The sequence below is a fragment of the Pirellulales bacterium genome, from assembly GCA_036490175.1.
GTDB lineage: Bacteria > Planctomycetota > Planctomycetia > Pirellulales > JACPPG01 > JACPPG01.
Map to the genome: position 1 here is coordinate 1 of DASXEJ010000161.1, position 15,544 is coordinate 15,544.

At 60.5% G+C, this 15,544-nt stretch carries 12 protein-coding genes and 1 pseudogene; 11 read left to right on the top strand and 2 right to left on the bottom strand.

Going from position 1 to position 15,544, the window contains the following annotated elements; genetic code table 11:
* Both VGG64_12420 and VGG64_12425 read left to right on the top strand, forming a co-directional pair.
* On the top strand, positions 1 to 663 hold a 663-nt coding region (locus VGG64_12420), incomplete at its 5' end, for a hypothetical protein (GenBank protein HEY1600403.1).
* 732 nt (positions 664 to 1,395) lie between these two features.
* Entirely contained in the window at positions 1,396 to 1,554 is a 159-nt protein-coding gene (locus tag VGG64_12425) for a hypothetical protein (GenBank protein HEY1600404.1), read from the top strand.
* Here the strand turns inward: VGG64_12425 and VGG64_12430 are convergent.
* Positions 1,551 to 1,775, bottom strand: coding sequence for a hypothetical protein (locus VGG64_12430; protein HEY1600405.1), 225 nt, complete (start codon positions 1,773 to 1,775; stop codon positions 1,551 to 1,553). The genes VGG64_12425 and VGG64_12430 overlap by 4 nt on opposite strands.
* A 13-nt stretch (positions 1,776 to 1,788) precedes the next feature.
* Here VGG64_12430 and VGG64_12435 point away from each other — a divergent pair, with 13 nt between their 5' ends.
* Complete coding sequence (locus VGG64_12435; protein HEY1600406.1) at positions 1,789 to 2,190, top strand: hypothetical protein; 402 nt, start codon at positions 1,789 to 1,791, stop codon at positions 2,188 to 2,190.
* Positions 2,191 to 2,999: 809 nt separating this feature from the next.
* Here VGG64_12435 and VGG64_12440 read toward each other — a convergent pair.
* Positions 3,000 to 4,154, bottom strand: a complete 1,155-nt coding sequence (locus tag VGG64_12440; GenBank protein ID HEY1600407.1) for a prenyltransferase/squalene oxidase repeat-containing protein — start codon at positions 4,152 to 4,154, stop codon at positions 3,000 to 3,002.
* A gap of 420 nt (positions 4,155 to 4,574) precedes the next feature.
* On the opposite strand from VGG64_12440, the gene VGG64_12445 reads away from it, so the two are divergent.
* The 8 genes and pseudogenes from VGG64_12445 to dxs all read left to right on the top strand — a co-directional run.
* A complete protein-coding gene (locus tag VGG64_12445; GenBank protein ID HEY1600408.1) occupies positions 4,575 to 4,976 on the top strand; it encodes a BlaI/MecI/CopY family transcriptional regulator in 402 nt (133 codons plus the stop codon).
* A 116-nt stretch (positions 4,977 to 5,092) separates the two neighbouring features.
* Positions 5,093 to 9,169, top strand: coding sequence for a POTRA domain-containing protein (locus VGG64_12450; GenBank protein HEY1600409.1), 4,077 nt, complete (start codon positions 5,093 to 5,095; stop codon positions 9,167 to 9,169).
* Positions 9,170 to 9,306: 137 nt separating this feature from the next.
* A complete protein-coding gene (dapF, locus tag VGG64_12455) occupies positions 9,307 to 10,209 on the top strand; it encodes a diaminopimelate epimerase (protein HEY1600410.1) in 903 nt (300 codons plus the stop codon).
* A 78-nt stretch (positions 10,210 to 10,287) separates the two neighbouring features.
* Complete coding sequence (locus tag VGG64_12460) at positions 10,288 to 11,064, top strand: lysophospholipid acyltransferase family protein (protein HEY1600411.1); 777 nt, start codon at positions 10,288 to 10,290, stop codon at positions 11,062 to 11,064.
* 156 nt (positions 11,065 to 11,220) lie between these two features.
* On the top strand, positions 11,221 to 12,462 hold the full coding sequence (gene xseA, locus VGG64_12465; protein ID HEY1600412.1) for an exodeoxyribonuclease VII large subunit: 1,242 nt from the start codon (positions 11,221 to 11,223) through the stop codon (positions 12,460 to 12,462).
* A 177-nt stretch (positions 12,463 to 12,639) separates the two neighbouring features.
* A pseudogene (xseB, locus tag VGG64_12470) lies at positions 12,640 to 12,840 on the top strand (exodeoxyribonuclease VII small subunit).
* 225 nt (positions 12,841 to 13,065) lie between these two features.
* Entirely contained in the window at positions 13,066 to 13,962 is an 897-nt protein-coding gene (locus VGG64_12475) for a farnesyl diphosphate synthase (protein HEY1600413.1), read from the top strand.
* Positions 13,963 to 15,544: 1-deoxy-D-xylulose-5-phosphate synthase (gene dxs / locus VGG64_12480; protein HEY1600414.1), on the top strand; the 1,582-nt coding region annotated here is incomplete at its 3' end.

Here is a 15,544-nt window from a genome sequence, read left to right on the forward strand (position 1 = left end):
GCGCGCACCAACGAAGTGTTTTCGCTGTTGCGGATGACGATCCAGGTGACGCGCGATCCACACTTCTACTTTTGGTCGATCGTACTGCCTTTGATCCCCATCATGGCTACCGCCTGGTCGGTGTTCTGGATGGATCCCAAGGAGTTCAGCTCTCAGGTTGGCGTGGGCATTACCGCCATGCTCACGGTCGTGGCGTACCGCATTACAATCGATTCCAGCCTGCCTCCGCTGACATACATGACGCGGATGGATTATTTCCTGCTGATCTGCCAAACGTTCGTTTTCATCGCCTTCATTTCCACCGTGGCGATTCACGTTTTGTATGCTCTCGACGTACCGCACATGCGAGCACGCGCTGCCCGGCTGACCGAACTATGTCGCTGGTTGCCCCCCGTAGTGCTAACGATGATCAACGTGCTGCTGGCGACGCTGCCGGTGCGTTACGGAACATTCATAATTCTTTCGCCCGTCGTGGTGCTCGCGTTGTGGCTGCGTCTGTCACCATTGCAGTTCCCTCGTTGGATCCGGACTTTGCTCAAGCCGGAAACCCTGCTCGAGACGCGTCCCGAAATTGCGCCGTCCGAGCCTCCCGCGCCGCACACGCGATTGCGCGGGGAATCGGTCGGCGCAGACGTCGTTAACTCTGAACGCCGTTCGGCTTAAATCGCATTCGCGGCCATAGCGTCCCCCTGCATTGCCGTGGCACGTGCGATCGCCTCCGGTAATGACTTGCGAGATATGCCAGCAAATTGCGCACGAACGTTACTCGAAGATAATCCGATACCTTCCATCCCCAGAGGGGTTCATTAAAGAAGGGGGAAATGGCGGCTGTTCAGGCCGTTTTTTTGGGGAATCCTCTGGGATCAGGGAGAAATCACATGTTTCGCTTCGCGCTCATGTCCGGCGCCCTCTGTTGGGCCTTCGCGCCGGCGGTCACATTCGCCCAATCGCTCGTGGGCGACCAGGTCTCTGACCAGATCTCTAACGAGGTCGTCAGCCGGGCCGCATCGTCGTCTGTATCCGATTTGCCGGCCTTAGATTCGCCCGTCGCCGTACCGGACCAGAAAACCGCGGCCGCGGGGGATCACGCTCCCGCAGGCCAACTACTGGGGCTCAGCGCTACGCAGATGCGCTTGGCAAGTTCGTCACTGGGCCTGGCTGGCACACTGTTGGCGCTTGCCGATAATCAGGGCACCGACAAGCCCGCAGCTCGAGACCAGGATCGGGCTGAACGTCGTAACCGGCGCGGTCGAGAGTCGAACCTCAGCCCCGAACAGCGCAAGGCCATGTGGGAACAAGTCGCTCGCCACCGGGCCGAACGTGCAAAGGCAGCGGGTACGCCTGACAAAAAGGAGGGCGCAGAAGGCTCCAAGGGAGACGACAAGAGCGCCGCCCATGCACAAGGCCATCGCCACCATGCTGGTCGCCACGATGCTGGTCGCCACGATGCTGGTCGACATCATGCGAGTCGGCACCGCGGCCACGGCTCGCAACACGCGGCGCACGGACGTGGCGCGCACCATAGAAAGCCAGGCGGTCGGGCCCACGAATTAGCGGACGGCCAACGTCATCACGGCGGTCACCATCATGGCTGGCACGGTCATCATGGATCGCACCAGTTTGCGGACGGGCGACCGCACTACGGTGGTCATCATCATCACAGCTGGCACGGCCACCGCGGACCACATCACGCGGGGCAGCATCATGATGGGCAGCAGTTTGCCCATCACCGCCACCACAGGCATCACGGCCCGCATGGCGAGCACTTTGCTCATCGTGGCTCACACCATGGACCACACCAGTTTGCCGACGGTCGTCCGCATCGTGGCAGTCACCATCATCATGGTTGGCACGGCCACCGTGGACCACATCAGGCGGGGCAGCATCACGATCACCACCAATTCGCCCACCATCGCCACCACAGGCATCACGGCTCGCACAGCGAACACTTCGCTCACCGTGGCCCGCATCCTGGCCACGGCCATCCGGAGCATGGCCAGCAAGCGCATCGTGGACCGCATCAGTTTGCTGACGGGCCACCGCCCCACGGCCCGCGCGATGGCGACCATCGCTTCACTAGCCACCCCTTTCACGGCGTTCCTCCTCAGCACGGTCCGCGCGGACCGGCCGCCGACGGACGATCGCCTGGCAGTGATGCTGGACGAATTGCCGACATCGAACGGAAGCTAGATCGGCTCTTCCGACTTGTCTCCGAGATTCGGCAAGAAAAGAAACCATAAGCGCTTTGGGCTCTGCCGCTGTGGTGTCGGCAGAGTTCATTATCCGCTCCTTAGGGAGCGAACGACGACTGGTGAGGTCGGCCAGCGGAACAACGGCCGCCCTCACCAGTTTTTTTATTGCGCTCCCCACGCGGCTTGCATAGTTTCGCTCGCGGCGCGCAATGCTCGCTGGCACTATCGCCAAACGACACGGCTGCAGATGACGGAGCCACCACCGTTGAACCAGACAGCGCTCGTCGTAATTTGGCCTGCCGCGACGGACTCGGCGCCAGGTTCGGGCTGCCTGTCGCCGAGCCGTACGCAGCAGAGAAGATGGGACGTCCTCTTTCGCGCCATTGCCTTACATTTTCAGGGATCTGTATGGCAACCAGCACGCCTGCGCAGTGATCATTCACGTGTTCCACATCACTCGATCCCCACTCACGACAATCAGGAATCTTTCGCTTGGCTCGCCGATTTTGGGCAACAAATTCTTAAGCGATTTCCTTTAGCAAGAACCGTGCCGTCGGCGTGAACGAGCGCGTATTCGCGATCCGAGTCAGGGATTTACCGGCCCGCGACGTAATGAGTGCATGGCAAGACGATGATCAGCGCACCGTGCCGTGACACTTTTTTCGTCACACTTGATCATCGAGCGACAGCCGACGATCGTTGCGCTAAGGATCAACAGATCGGCGCGACCGTAAGACGCCGCGTCGATATGGACTGCTGCAGCGCCGTACCTGCTGTGAATCGATGGCCTACAAGCATGCTCACGCGTTACTTGGTCGCCTCGGGCCGGCAGTACGACAGGGTCAGCAGCGCGTAGCCTGTCACAAGATTTGGATCCCCTTCCAGCCAACGCCCGTTGGAGTTGACCCACGACCCGTCCGGCTGCTGTCGGCGAGCAAGTTCAGCCACAAGATCGGCACGCCAATCGTGCGAACTCCCTTGCGCATCATTGAGTGTCGGCTGGCCGAGCGCAGCCAGGGCCTTGCCGAATAGATGGTAATAGTAGTACAGCCCTTCATCCCCCAGGCCGGGATTCTCGGTCACGCTGTAATGCTTTTGCGCCCAATCAACAGCCGCTTTGACGCGCGGGTCATCGGCTGAAAGTCCGGCAAAGATCATGCTCTTCAGTCCCGCGTAACTCATCGAGCCGTAGCTCCGCAACCCTCCGTTCGGAGCCTTGCCGGCCGGACTTCCTCCGTCACCAACGGGCGTGTAGTAGAAACCGCCGTCTTGAATCTTGGCAGCAAACTGCGTGGTATTGTGTTGCGATTCGAGATTCTGACAGCGCGAGACGAAGACCAGGGCGCGTTTCACCGCGTCATCGTCGGCACCGTCGCCAGCGGCCTCGAGCGCCTCCATCAAGAAATGAGTATTCGATAGATCGGGCCGCTCGGCCCCGCCATACCCGACGCCACCATAAGGGACGTCCGCCGGCGTACGATTATCTCCCTCGCCAAATTGCAGCCCTTTTAGGAATTTATCGGCGTTCTTAAGAATCGTGTCGTAGCGTCCGTTGCGATTTGCCTCGGCAAACGCCATCACGCCCAGGCACGTCTCGTAATTACGGAGGCGCGACTTGGGGGCATAGATGCCACCGTCGGGCTGCACAAATTTTTCCAGGTACTTGAGCGCTTTAGCAACAATGGGATCGTCCGCCGTGCGTCCGTTGCTGAGAATGGCCTCGACGATGATGGCCGTAATGCCGGGGCCGGCATTGGCACTGAACGAGCCGTCGTCGGCCTGTCCTTTGGTGCGTAAGAAGTCGATCCCTTTTTGCACGGCTTGTTCGTAGGACTGCCGATCGGATCCAGGCGCTTCGGCCCCCTGCCCTGTCGGCACACCAGCGACGACTAATGCCGAAACCGTGATCCCTCGGGCGATAGCCACAAATGTAATCCATGACTTCGTTGGCGTTTGCGACATCGGGCCTCTCCTTCTTTGCGAGCTTGCGTGCGATCGGCGACTAACCCAAGTGTGGGATATTTTCCGCTGCCACGGCACATTGCAACCGCCATGCCTAGTCTTCTGTCGGCAGAGCCTCAATGGAAAACTCTCTTGCCCCCAGCTATTGTTGCCGCACGCACCGGCAAAAACTAGCTGGATCATTTGTGACAATGATTACAGACGACGGGGGCAGGCAGCGATCAGGCTATTTTTTCGGCACTGCTGGCGATTTCTTCGCCGCCCTCCTGGCCTACACAGCGGTCGCGCAACCTCGCCAGCCCGCCGCTGTGCCACCAGCCAGCGAGCATTCGCAGACGCGCGGCGGCCTGACCTTGACTCGCGTACGTCTGTACGTGTACATTCTCGCCACGTACAGATGTCCTTGAGAGAGCCGTCACGATGACCAACCCGCGCCCCGCATTATCAAAAGGCGAAATGGCCGTGGCCCACGTGCTGTGGACCTTGGGCAGCGCTACAGTGCGGCAGGTGCATGCGGCGTTTCCGGCCGAGCGCCCCATTGATTTCACAACCGTGCAAACCTATCTGCGGCGGCTCGAGGCAAAGGGCTACGTGCGTGGACGGCTGCAAGGCCGCACGCGCCTTTACACGGCTAAGGTCAAACCGCGAACGGTGATTCGCGACACGATCGATGAGTTGGTCGAACGGCTCTTTGGCGGGGAGACGCTGCCGCTGGTTCGCCATCTAATCGAGGAACGCGGCATCACCGGCGACGACATTGCCGAGCTGCGCGGTCTGCTCGACAAGTTGGAACATCAGCGTCTGCAGCCTGAGGAAGAGTGACTCTGAGTGTCCAACCGCCCCTACGGAAACGGGCTCACTGGCTAACGGCATTCGCTGGGCACCACAAAAGCATTGCGTACAGATGCGACGCGTACTGCGACAGGAGGTCAGTAGATATGGCGCCAAACACCGTCGGGCCGATCTTCCTCGCCCAGGCGTGCCAATTGACGGCACTCGTCGTGGCCGTCGCCGTGGCATCGCGACTTGTGGCGCGCAACCGCCCGCATCTCGCGCACGCCCTGTGGTTGGTCGTGCTCCTGAAATGCCTGACTCCGCCGATTTGGAGCAGTCCTGCCGGCATTTTCTGTTGGCTTCGATCAACGCCCGACATGCCGGCAGAATCCGCGCCGCTGTTCGAAAACGCAGCATCGTCTACGGCAGTTGTGCCGATTCCTGCTGCGGGCGCAATTGAATTCGCACTTGGTAAGCCAATTATGTTAGTAAGCCCATCTAACAGGGAACAAGCGGGAACACGACCGCAGATTTCCAGCTCGCAAATACCTTTTTCGCTCGAATCCGCAGACTCGCCGACGCCGATTGTTCGTCAGCGCCAAGCCTCGCTGCGTATGGGTGCACTCAGCGTGTGGATTCTTGGCTCAATGCTCGTCGCGGCAATCGCAGGGCTACGATTGCTTCTCTGTCTACGTTACTTACGGCAGTGCGGCATCCGACGCGACGCGCAGCTCGACGAGCGAATCGTACGGCTGCGACGGCAATTGAGCGTGCGCCCAAAGGTACGACTGCTGATCAGCAACAGTCGCGTAGGGCCAGCCGTGTTGGGCTTCTTCCGCCCCACGATTCTACTGCCGGAATGCATCGTGTCCGGTCGTTCGGCCGACGAACTCGAGCCGCTTTTGGCTCACGAGTTGATTCATGTACGTCGCGGCGACCTGGGGGTGGGCATGCTGCAAGTCCTTGCCCAAGCCGTGTGGTGGTTCCACCCGCTGGTGTGGTTCGCCGGGCGTAAACTGTCGCGCGAAGCCGAGCGTTGTTGCGACGAAGAAGTGATTGGCAGCCTGAATTGTGATCCCGCGCGTTACGCGCGCAGTCTGCTCGACGTGCTGGAGCTGAAACAACTCCTGGTGGCTGTGCCGGCTGTTCCCGGCGTGCGGCCTGTGGAACTAACCGCGCAACGACTGGAGCGAATCATGAGCCTGGGACAAGGATGTCGCCGGCGTGCCTCGTGGTGGTGCTGGGTGATGATGCTGGGTTTGGCCTCGGTCGCGCTACCGGGCGGTGCGCTGATCATGGCTGACACCGACCCGGCGCCATCTCCCGAGGAGCGACAATTGCCCGACACCCCAGACGAGGGCCAATCGGAAACCAAGACATACCCGGCCGCCGACCTGCTCGATTCGTACCGGCGGCAAACGGGCGCCAGCGAAGCGAACGCGCGACTCTGTTTGCTCTCGCAACTGGAATGCGCCCTGACGCTCGACGCGCAATTTGCAAGCTGTGCCCGCGGCTATTGGGTTCTGCCATTGGAACAGCACGAAGTTACTCCCAAGTCGCGCGATGGAGTGTACGGAGCGTACACGGCCAAGCTCCCGGCGGCCCATGTCGTTCGCCCAGCGGTTGACCCGCAAAACAAGCCGGACCTTTCCTGGTCCGGCTCTTCGATTCGCGTTCGCTGCGCGGCAAGTCAGCAACCGCGAGTCGTCAAGGCACTCGACGATGTGCGGCACTGCGACTTCGGTCAAGAAATCGAGCTAACGGTCCGCTGGACGGCGTGCGATGCGAAGCTCATCGACAATATGAGCCCAAGCTGGAAGCTCCTCCCGTCGGCTGCCGTTGACGCCCTCGACCCGTGGGATGACGAAATACCACCGGGCGAAACGCAGGCGACCTTCCGTATCGAGCGCAATCTGCCCGTGAAATACTCCCTGCTCGACCAGAGCGCAGCCGAGGCAGCGCTTAGCCGATTGCAGGTGGACAGACAGGCAACCGTAGTACAAACCCCGCGCTTTCGTTTCGCTAGCGGGCAAATAACCACTATCGAGGACGCCGCGTACACGCCTTTTGTCGTTGACTTGCACGAGTTGTCTGATGGTGGGCAGGAGCCGGTGATTCGTGTTTACTCCGAAGGGACGGCCCTGCGCATTCGCGGCGCTCGGAGCGGTGAGGTCGTCAGGCTCGATTACGATCTGGTGTTCAGTGCCATTGGCGAAGTCGAAGTGGCCGAGATTTCGTCCGGGCCAGGCGAGGAGCCAATCACGCTTCAGGTGCCGGAGGTGGCCCGCGTACACCTTCGCTCGTCGATCGACGTAGCGCTGGGCAAAACATTGGTCATCGCCGGCCTCAAGAAATTCGATGGCCAGCGAAAGGCACAACCGGCCGCTGTCATGCTAACGGTCAATCAGCCCCCCGTGCCCGAAACGCAAACCAGGCGCCCGATGCTCGGCGAAGGCGTAAACAGCGACGCAGGCCTGGTCGATCAAATCGTGCCGGATGCGGCTAGGGCTGCCGCGCCAACCCTCAAAGCAGCATCCAGTGCCGACGACGCTCCCATCGTTGCCGAGATCCGCATCGAGGGAAATTCGACAACTCTCACAGCGCAACAAATCAGGCCACATATCAAGACATGCGGTGGCAGCGCGCTCGATAAGCAACTGGTCGAGCAAGACGTGCGACGGCTCATGAAAACACACCGCTTTGTCTCGATCGATCCGCGCTACGAAACGCAGGAGGACGGCCGCGTGGTCGTTGTCTTTGGCGTCGTCGAGCGGCCGACGATTCGTTACCTCAGAATCTACGGTAGTTCGCGGTCGGAAAAAACTCTCATCAAGAAAGCCGGGCTCAAAGTCGGTGATCCGCTGGATCCGGCCCTGATTGAAGAAGCTCGCAGCAGGTTAGAGGCGTATCTGCGCTCGAAGGCATTCGCCGCTGCGACTGTCGCCATCGTCGAAGGAAGCAAGCCAGCGGACGCCGGCGTCCGGTTCCTGATCAACGACGGTTTAAAGCAAAAGGTTTGGCGAACCGAATTCGACGGCAATGCCGCCGTGCCTGCAGCAAGACTGCAAACGCTATTACAGACGGAGCCGACCGTCCGTTACGAAATCGCGACCGATGTCTCGGCAGATGCCAGCCAACTCGGGCATATCGTCCACGACGGTACGGTGACAAATCCATGGGCCCTCGATTCCGATGGCAAGATTATCGCGCCTGAAGAGTCGACGGAGGCACCAGCCCAGCCTGGCAAGGAACCGATCTTGTTCCTGCATAAGGGGCAGATCGACCACGACCGTATTAACGAAGATGTGCGCCGCCTGTCGATGTACTACCGCAGCCTGGGCTTTTTCCGCGCTCGCGTCGGTCGCGAGTTTATTTACAACGATCCGCAGAAGGGGTCGACACTGACGTACTTGATCGACGAGGGCCCGCGGTACGTCGTTACCAAAGTTAGCCTTGTAGGGTGCAAGTCGTTTGCCGCTGAGGACCTTCTAGAGGAACTACGACTGAAAGAGGGCGACTTCTTTGATCAGAATAAGCTCGACGAAGATATCGCGGCCTTGCAAGCAAAATATAGCGCGGCCCGGCGTACGCCGCCCCAAGTAAGTCCAGAGACGCGCTTTCTGGAAGAGCCGGGCAAGTTGGAGCTAGTTTACATCGTCAATGAAGGAGAACCGGTAGCGCCAAAAGCCGAGCAGCCGCGAGCCGGAATTGATGGTTTCGGGTTCGCCATCCGCAGCAATGGTGCCAAGAATAACCCGGCAGGGTCTTGGAGGGCTCCGATTTTCCTGTCGTTCAAGGGGCAGGTTGATGAAGACCGAGTGAGGATGCAGATCAATAACCTCACAGCCTACTATCGCTCACTGGGATTTCTAAAGGCATGCGTTGTCAGCGATGCGGCGCAACCCAATCAGGGCGAATTCGTCGTCTCGTTCACGGTCAACGCGGGCGACCGTTACGTCGTGACCAAAGTCTCGTTCATCGGCTGCCATGTGCTCGACGGTGAGGAACTCGGCAAGGGATTGCAATTGAATGTCGGCGACTTTTTTAATCAGAAGGCATTCGACAAGGACCTCGCGGCCGTCAGGGAGAGATATGGCAGCGCCGGGCTCGCGACGCCTGCGATAAGCCCAGAACTGCGTTTTTCATCAGAGGCCAGCCAACTCGAACTGGTTTACAAAATTGCCGAGGACCAGCCAGGCACGCTTGAAGGGACGCCGGCCGACTCGATTCCCCGCTATTGAAATCCCCAACTAAGGGTTTCCAAGGGCCGAAATCGGCGGGAAAGCTGCATTTGCCCCAGTTAGCCGAACCCTCTAAAATCCCGCTTGTCACACAGTAATTGGCAACCAACGCGCAGCAGCCGGGATATACGAAGATCATGCGGTTTACCAAGATGCATGGGGCGGGCAACGACTACGTCTACGTCGATTGCTTCCGTGACCCAGTCCCCGACGATCCGGCCGAGACGGCCCGGCAGGTGGCCGATCGGCACTTTGGTATCGGCGGCGACGGGCTGATCTTGATCTGCCGCTCGGACGTGGCCGACGCCCGCATGCGGATGTTCAACGCCGACGGCTCGGAATCCGAAATGTGCGGCAACGGCATCCGCTGCGTCGCCAAGTACGTCTACGATCACGCGATCGCGCAAAAGCCGACGCTTCGGATCGAAACTGGGGCCGGCATCCTCACGCTCGACCTGGAAATCGCCGACGGCTTGGCCGAGCGGGTGCGTGTCGACATGGGATGCGCGATCCTTGACGCGACCAAGATTCCAGTCGTGGCTGCGGTGGCTGGCCCTAACGGACGTGTGGTCAACGCGCCGCTCGGCGTACACGTGAAGCTTCCTGCTACGAACGATTGGCAAAAGGAATGTGGACTTGATCAGCACATGACGTGCGTCTCGATGGGCAACCCGCACGTGGTGCTCTATTGCGACAATGTGGCCGCCATTCCGCTAGAAACGATCGGACCGCTGCTGGAAACACACGCGATCTTTCCCAAACGAATCAACGTACACTTTGTCGAGGTCCACGCTCCGGGCGAAGTCACGATGCGGACTTGGGAACGCGGCTCTGGCATCACCCTGGCCTGCGGCACTGGCGCCAGCGCCGTGTGCGTAGCCGGTGTGCTCGCCGGCAAAAGTGCGCGGCGAATTCTGGCGCATCTACCCGGCGGAGATCTGGAGCTCGAGTGGGCCGAGAACGACCACGTTTATATGACCGGACCGGCCGTGGAAGTATTCTCGGGCCAATGGGCGCCGCCGGTGGCAGTGAAAACTTAGACCGGCTGTGCCAGGCATGGCGCCGGCCCCATAGACAAATTGTTCAAGATTCATCCTGCGGCAAGGAAGCCCAAGACGATGAAGATTCGCAGCCCAGCTCTCATTAAATCCGCGGCCCTGGCCGCCTCGGCGCTCACACGGGCCTGGATGTCGACGCTCGACTATCGCGTATCGTTTTACGACCCGACGATCGACCCGGTCGACCCGCGCTATAGCGGTCAGAAGATCTATATCTTTTGGCACGAGTACATCCTGTTTCCACTGTACATGCGTGGGCATTGCAATCTGGCGATGCTTCTGAGCCAGCATTTGGACGCCGAGATTCTCAGCCACGTCGCACGGCATATGGGCTTCGACTTCGTACGCGGCTCTTCGACCCGTGGCGGCGCGGCAGCATTGCGCGAATTGTTGGCCAAGAGCAAGCAGATGAATCTAACCATCACGCCCGATGGCCCGCGTGGTCCACGCCGCAAATTGGCCCAGGGGCCGGTCTATTTGGCCTCGAAATTGGGCTTGCCCATCGTCGCCATGGGCTTTGGCTACGATCGGCCGTGGCGCTTTGGCAGCTGGGATCGTTTCGCCTTGCCGCGTCCCTACTCACGAAGTCGTGCCGTCGTAAGTCCCATGATGAATATTCCGGCCGATCTCGATCGGGACGGACTGGAGCATTATCGCGTCGAGGTTGAGAGGATGCTCAATCGTCTTACGCTGGAAGCCGAAGCCTGGGCCGAGGCCGGCACGCGCAAGGTCAACGAGATCGTGGCGCTGCGCGAGCGAGCCGGCGTGGGTCGCACAACAGCAGATGGTTGGCCGCTGGCGGTCTTGCCTACGACATCGAGCGCGCGCGCAGCCTGACCAACATTGGCAGACAGACGATGAATGCGAAATGATGAATGATGACCTGCGGAGGCGTCGCCGGGCTCATTCGTAACGCGGCGGCATCTTTGCTCACGATGCTCTTTCATCGATCGCTTATTTCGCCTGCGGCGTTTCCGCGATATATTCGCTCGTATGTCTGCCGCCGATCTATTTTCGTCCGACCAGGAACAAGTCCTGTCCGTCGGCGACCTGACCGACCACATCAAGGGATTGCTGGAAGGCACATTCAGCAACGTATGGGTCTCGGGCGAGATCTCGAATTTTTCCCGTCCGCAGTCAGGCCACTGCTATCTCACGCTCAAAGATGATCGCGCACAATTGCGGGCCGTCATGTGGAAAGGCGCCGCGAGCCGACTACGGTTCGAGCTCGAAGATGGTCTGGAGGTTGTCTGCCAGGGCGATATCGACGTATATGCGCCGCGCGGCAGCTACCAACTGGTCATCCGGCAGATCGAGCCCAAGGGGGTTGGCGCCTTGGAGCTTGCGCTGCGCAAACTGCGCGAGCAGCTGGCAGCTGAAGGCCTGTTTGAAGCGGCGCGTAAGCGGCCGCTACCGCGCTTTCCCAGGCGGATCGCCTTTGTCACCAGTCCGACGGGGGCCGCAGTACGCGACTTTCTCGAAGTATTACGTCGTCGCTGGCGCGGAGCGCACGTGTTGATCGTGCCGACACGAGTGCAGGGGGACGGCGCCAGCCTGGAAATCGCGGCAGCCATTGCAGCGGCTAATCAGTTGCCCATCGAAATCGATTGCCTGGTCGTGGGACGCGGTGGGGGCAGCGTCGAAGACCTGTGGGCGTTTAACGAAGAGCCCGTTGTCCGCGCCATTCATGCCTCGCGGATACCTGTGATTTCGGCTGTCGGACACGAAATTGACGTCACGCTCTCTGACCTGGTCGCTGACATGCGCGCACTCACACCCAGTGAGGCGGCCGAGCTCGTGGCCCCCGCGGCCGACGAACTTTCCGCCGCCCTGGCCATTTGCCGGCGTCGCATGACCACGGCCCTGCGGTCGCTGGCCACCGCGGCGCGTGGCCGTTTGCAGGGAGTCGAAAGCCGCCGAACCTTTCGACGCCCATTTGACCGGATCCACGACTTACTGCAGAGGCTCGATGAACTATCGCTACGGTCGGGACGGTTGATGCGCCGTCGCATTGTCGACGCAAGAAGCCGCACCGATGGCTTGGCAGCTCACCTGGACTCACTCAGCCCCTTGGGCGTACTCGCGCGCGGCTATAGTCTGACGCGACGACTCAGCGACGGACGGATCGTTCGAAGCTCCAGTGAACTTGCCGTGGGGGATCGGATCACCACGCGCTTTGCAACAGGCGAGGCGACCAGCCGCATCGAGGCAACGAACGAGGCGACACCTTCGTGAACCATAAATGAACAGGATCTCGAGCAAAATGGCCGCGTGGAGGGGCAACGCCTTGACTCAACCCGTTTCTCACGAGGAAGAGACTGATATGTTGTTGAAGGCTGCGTGCGCAAGCGGCCGTCCCCGTATCTTTTGACTTCAACTGCATCACGCGTCCCGTCGTCTGGAGTCCTACTTTTGAATGACAATGCTGCCGACAATTCCGCTGCCCGTCCCAGTTTCGAGCACGCTCTGGCCGAGCTGGAAACGATTATGCACGCTTTGGAGGAGGGCAAACTTGGGCTGGCCGATGGCCTGGGCCAATACGAGCGTGGAGTGACGCTTCTCAGGCAATGCTACGAGCTTTTGGACCATGCGGAGCGGCGGATCGAGGTCTTGTGCGGGGTCGACGCCGAGGGTAATCCGGTCACTCAGCCTTTCGATGCAGCCAGTTCGCAGAGCTTGGAAGAAAAAGGCCAAACCCGTAGTCGACGACGTTCCGCCGCAAAACCGGCCCGCCCGCAGGCCCCCCCGGCGTCGGAATCTGTCGACGACGTAGACGAACCGGGCGGCCTCTTTTAGAATACGCCTGTCATGCGCCCCCGCCCCTAAGTCGTTGCGACGATGATGGAAACGTCGACAGTACCATTCACCCAGCTTGCCGCCGCCGCCCAGGCGCAAATCTCGGCGGCGCTCGAATCGTATACGAATCTTCCCGTGGATTGCCCGCCGCGACTCGCCGAAGCGATTCGCTACAGTCTGCTGGCCCCAGGAAAGCGTTTGCGCCCGCTATTGGTGTTAATGGCGGCCGAGGCTTGCGGTGGAAATAGCGAGGCCGCGATGCCGGCCGCTTGCGCGGTGGAAATGGTCCACGCCTACTCGCTCATCCATGATGATTTGCCCTGCATGGATGACGACGATATGCGACGGGGCCGTCCGACGTGTCACAAGGCGTTTGGCGAAGCATTGGCGGTGTTGGCGGGAGACGCATTGCTGACGATGGCCTTCGAAGTGCTTTCCCGCGATGTGCGTCCTGCCCGGGTGGCGGCCGACTGCTGCTTGGAATTGGCCCGCGCCGCCGGGCCGGCGGCACTGGTCGGAGGTCAGGCCGACGATCTGGACGGCACGAGTGTCGCGGGTGACATCAATCGCCTGGAAGCCATTCATCGGCGCAAAACGGGAGCCATGATTCAGGTCTCGATTCGGCTGGGCGCGATGATCGTTCGCGCGTCGCGCCGGCAGCGATCAGCACTCGAAAAATACGGCCAGCGGCTAGGGCTGGCATTTCAAATCACTGACGACTTGTTGGATGTGGGCGGGAATGAGCAGGCGCTGGGAAAGCGAGCGGGCAAGGACGCAGATCGGGGAAAGCTGACTTTCCCTGGCTTGTTGGGAGTGGACGAAAGCCGTCGCCGTGCCGAACAGTTGATTGCCGAGGCATTGGCGGCCGTGGCGTCCTTGGGCCCGCAAGCCGAGGGACTGGAAGCCTTGGCCCGAGCTGTGCTGGAAAGGAACCATTAGATGACTGAGCTGCTGCCTAGTATCGAATCTCCCCAGGATCTGCGCGCTCTCTCGCTGGTGCAGCTTGAGCAGTTGGCTGCCGAGATGCGCGAGGCCCTGTGTAATTTGGTATCGAGCCGCACGGCCCACTTCGCCTCGAACCTGGGCGTGGTCGAGCTCTGCCTGGCCCTGCATACGACTTTTGACTTCAGCCGAGATCGCTTGATCTGGGATACCGGCCATCAGATCTATCCCCACAAGCTGATCACAGGCCGATACCGCCAGTTCTCTACCATTCGCACCAAGGGGGGCCTGATGGGCTACCCCAACCCGCACGAGAGCGAATACGACCTTTTCATGACCGGCCACGCTGGCTGCAGCGTTTCAACGGCGCTGGGGCTGAAAAGCGGCGACGATCTGCAGCCTGGCCAGGAAGATCGCCATTCAGTGGCAGTGATCGGCGATGGCGCGTTCCCGTCGGGCATCGTTTTCGAGGCGCTCAATAACCTGGGCGGCCTGAAGAAGCGCATGCTGGTGATCCTTAACGACAACAAGATGTCGATCTGCCCTCGCGTCGGCGGTATGGCCGACTATTTCGACCGCTTGCGGCTCAACCCGCTCTATACAGGTTTGAAACAGGAGGTCGCCAAAGCCCTGTCGATGGTCCCGCTAGGCGATCAGATGGAGCGGCTCCTGGACCAAGCTCGCTATTCGATCAAGGCCGGACTACATGGCGGCATGCTGTTCGAAGAATTGGGCATCCGCTACATGGGTCCGATCGACGGTCACAATATTGGCCAGCTGTGCAAATACTTGAAGCTGGTCAAGGATGTTGAGGGGCCGGTGTTGCTGCACGTCGTGACCGAAAAGGGGCACGGCTTCCAACCTGCCGAGCAAGATCCGGTCTTTTTTCACACCCCCGCTCCGTTCCGTCGCGAGCGCGACGGCGCCGTAGCCGTGAAGAAGAGTTCGTCCCGCGCTTACACGAATGTGGCCAGCGAGGCGATCGCCCAGGTCATGCGGCAAAACAAGAAGGTCACCGTGATGACCGCCGCCATGTGCCAGGGAAACAACCTGGAATTGGTGCGTGACGAGTTCCCTGACCGCTTCTTCGATACGGGCATTTGCGAATCGCACGCCGTGGCTTTTGCCGCAGGCCAGGCCAAGACCGGCCTGCGACCGATTGTCGATATCTACAGCACCTTCTTGCAACGCAGCTACGACCAGATTTTCCAAGAGGTGGCGCTACAGAACCTGCCCGTCACCTTCATGCTCGATCGTGCCGGGCTGACCGGCCCCGACGGTCCGACGCACCACGGCGCTTTCGATATCGGCTACATGCGTCTGTTCCCGAACATGACCGTGATGACCCCCGGGGACGAGAGCGACTTGGTAGCGATGCTTGACTTTGCGCTGGCACACGACGGACCGACTTCGATGCGCTATCCCAAAACCGCGGCCGAGCGCCTCGACCGACCGGCAAGTCCGATCGAACATGGTCGGGCCGAGGTGTTGGAGTGGGGGCACGACTGTATGTTGATCGCCTGCGGCACGACGCTGGGTGATTGCACGCGGGCAGCCACGGCGCTGCGCAGCGAAGGGT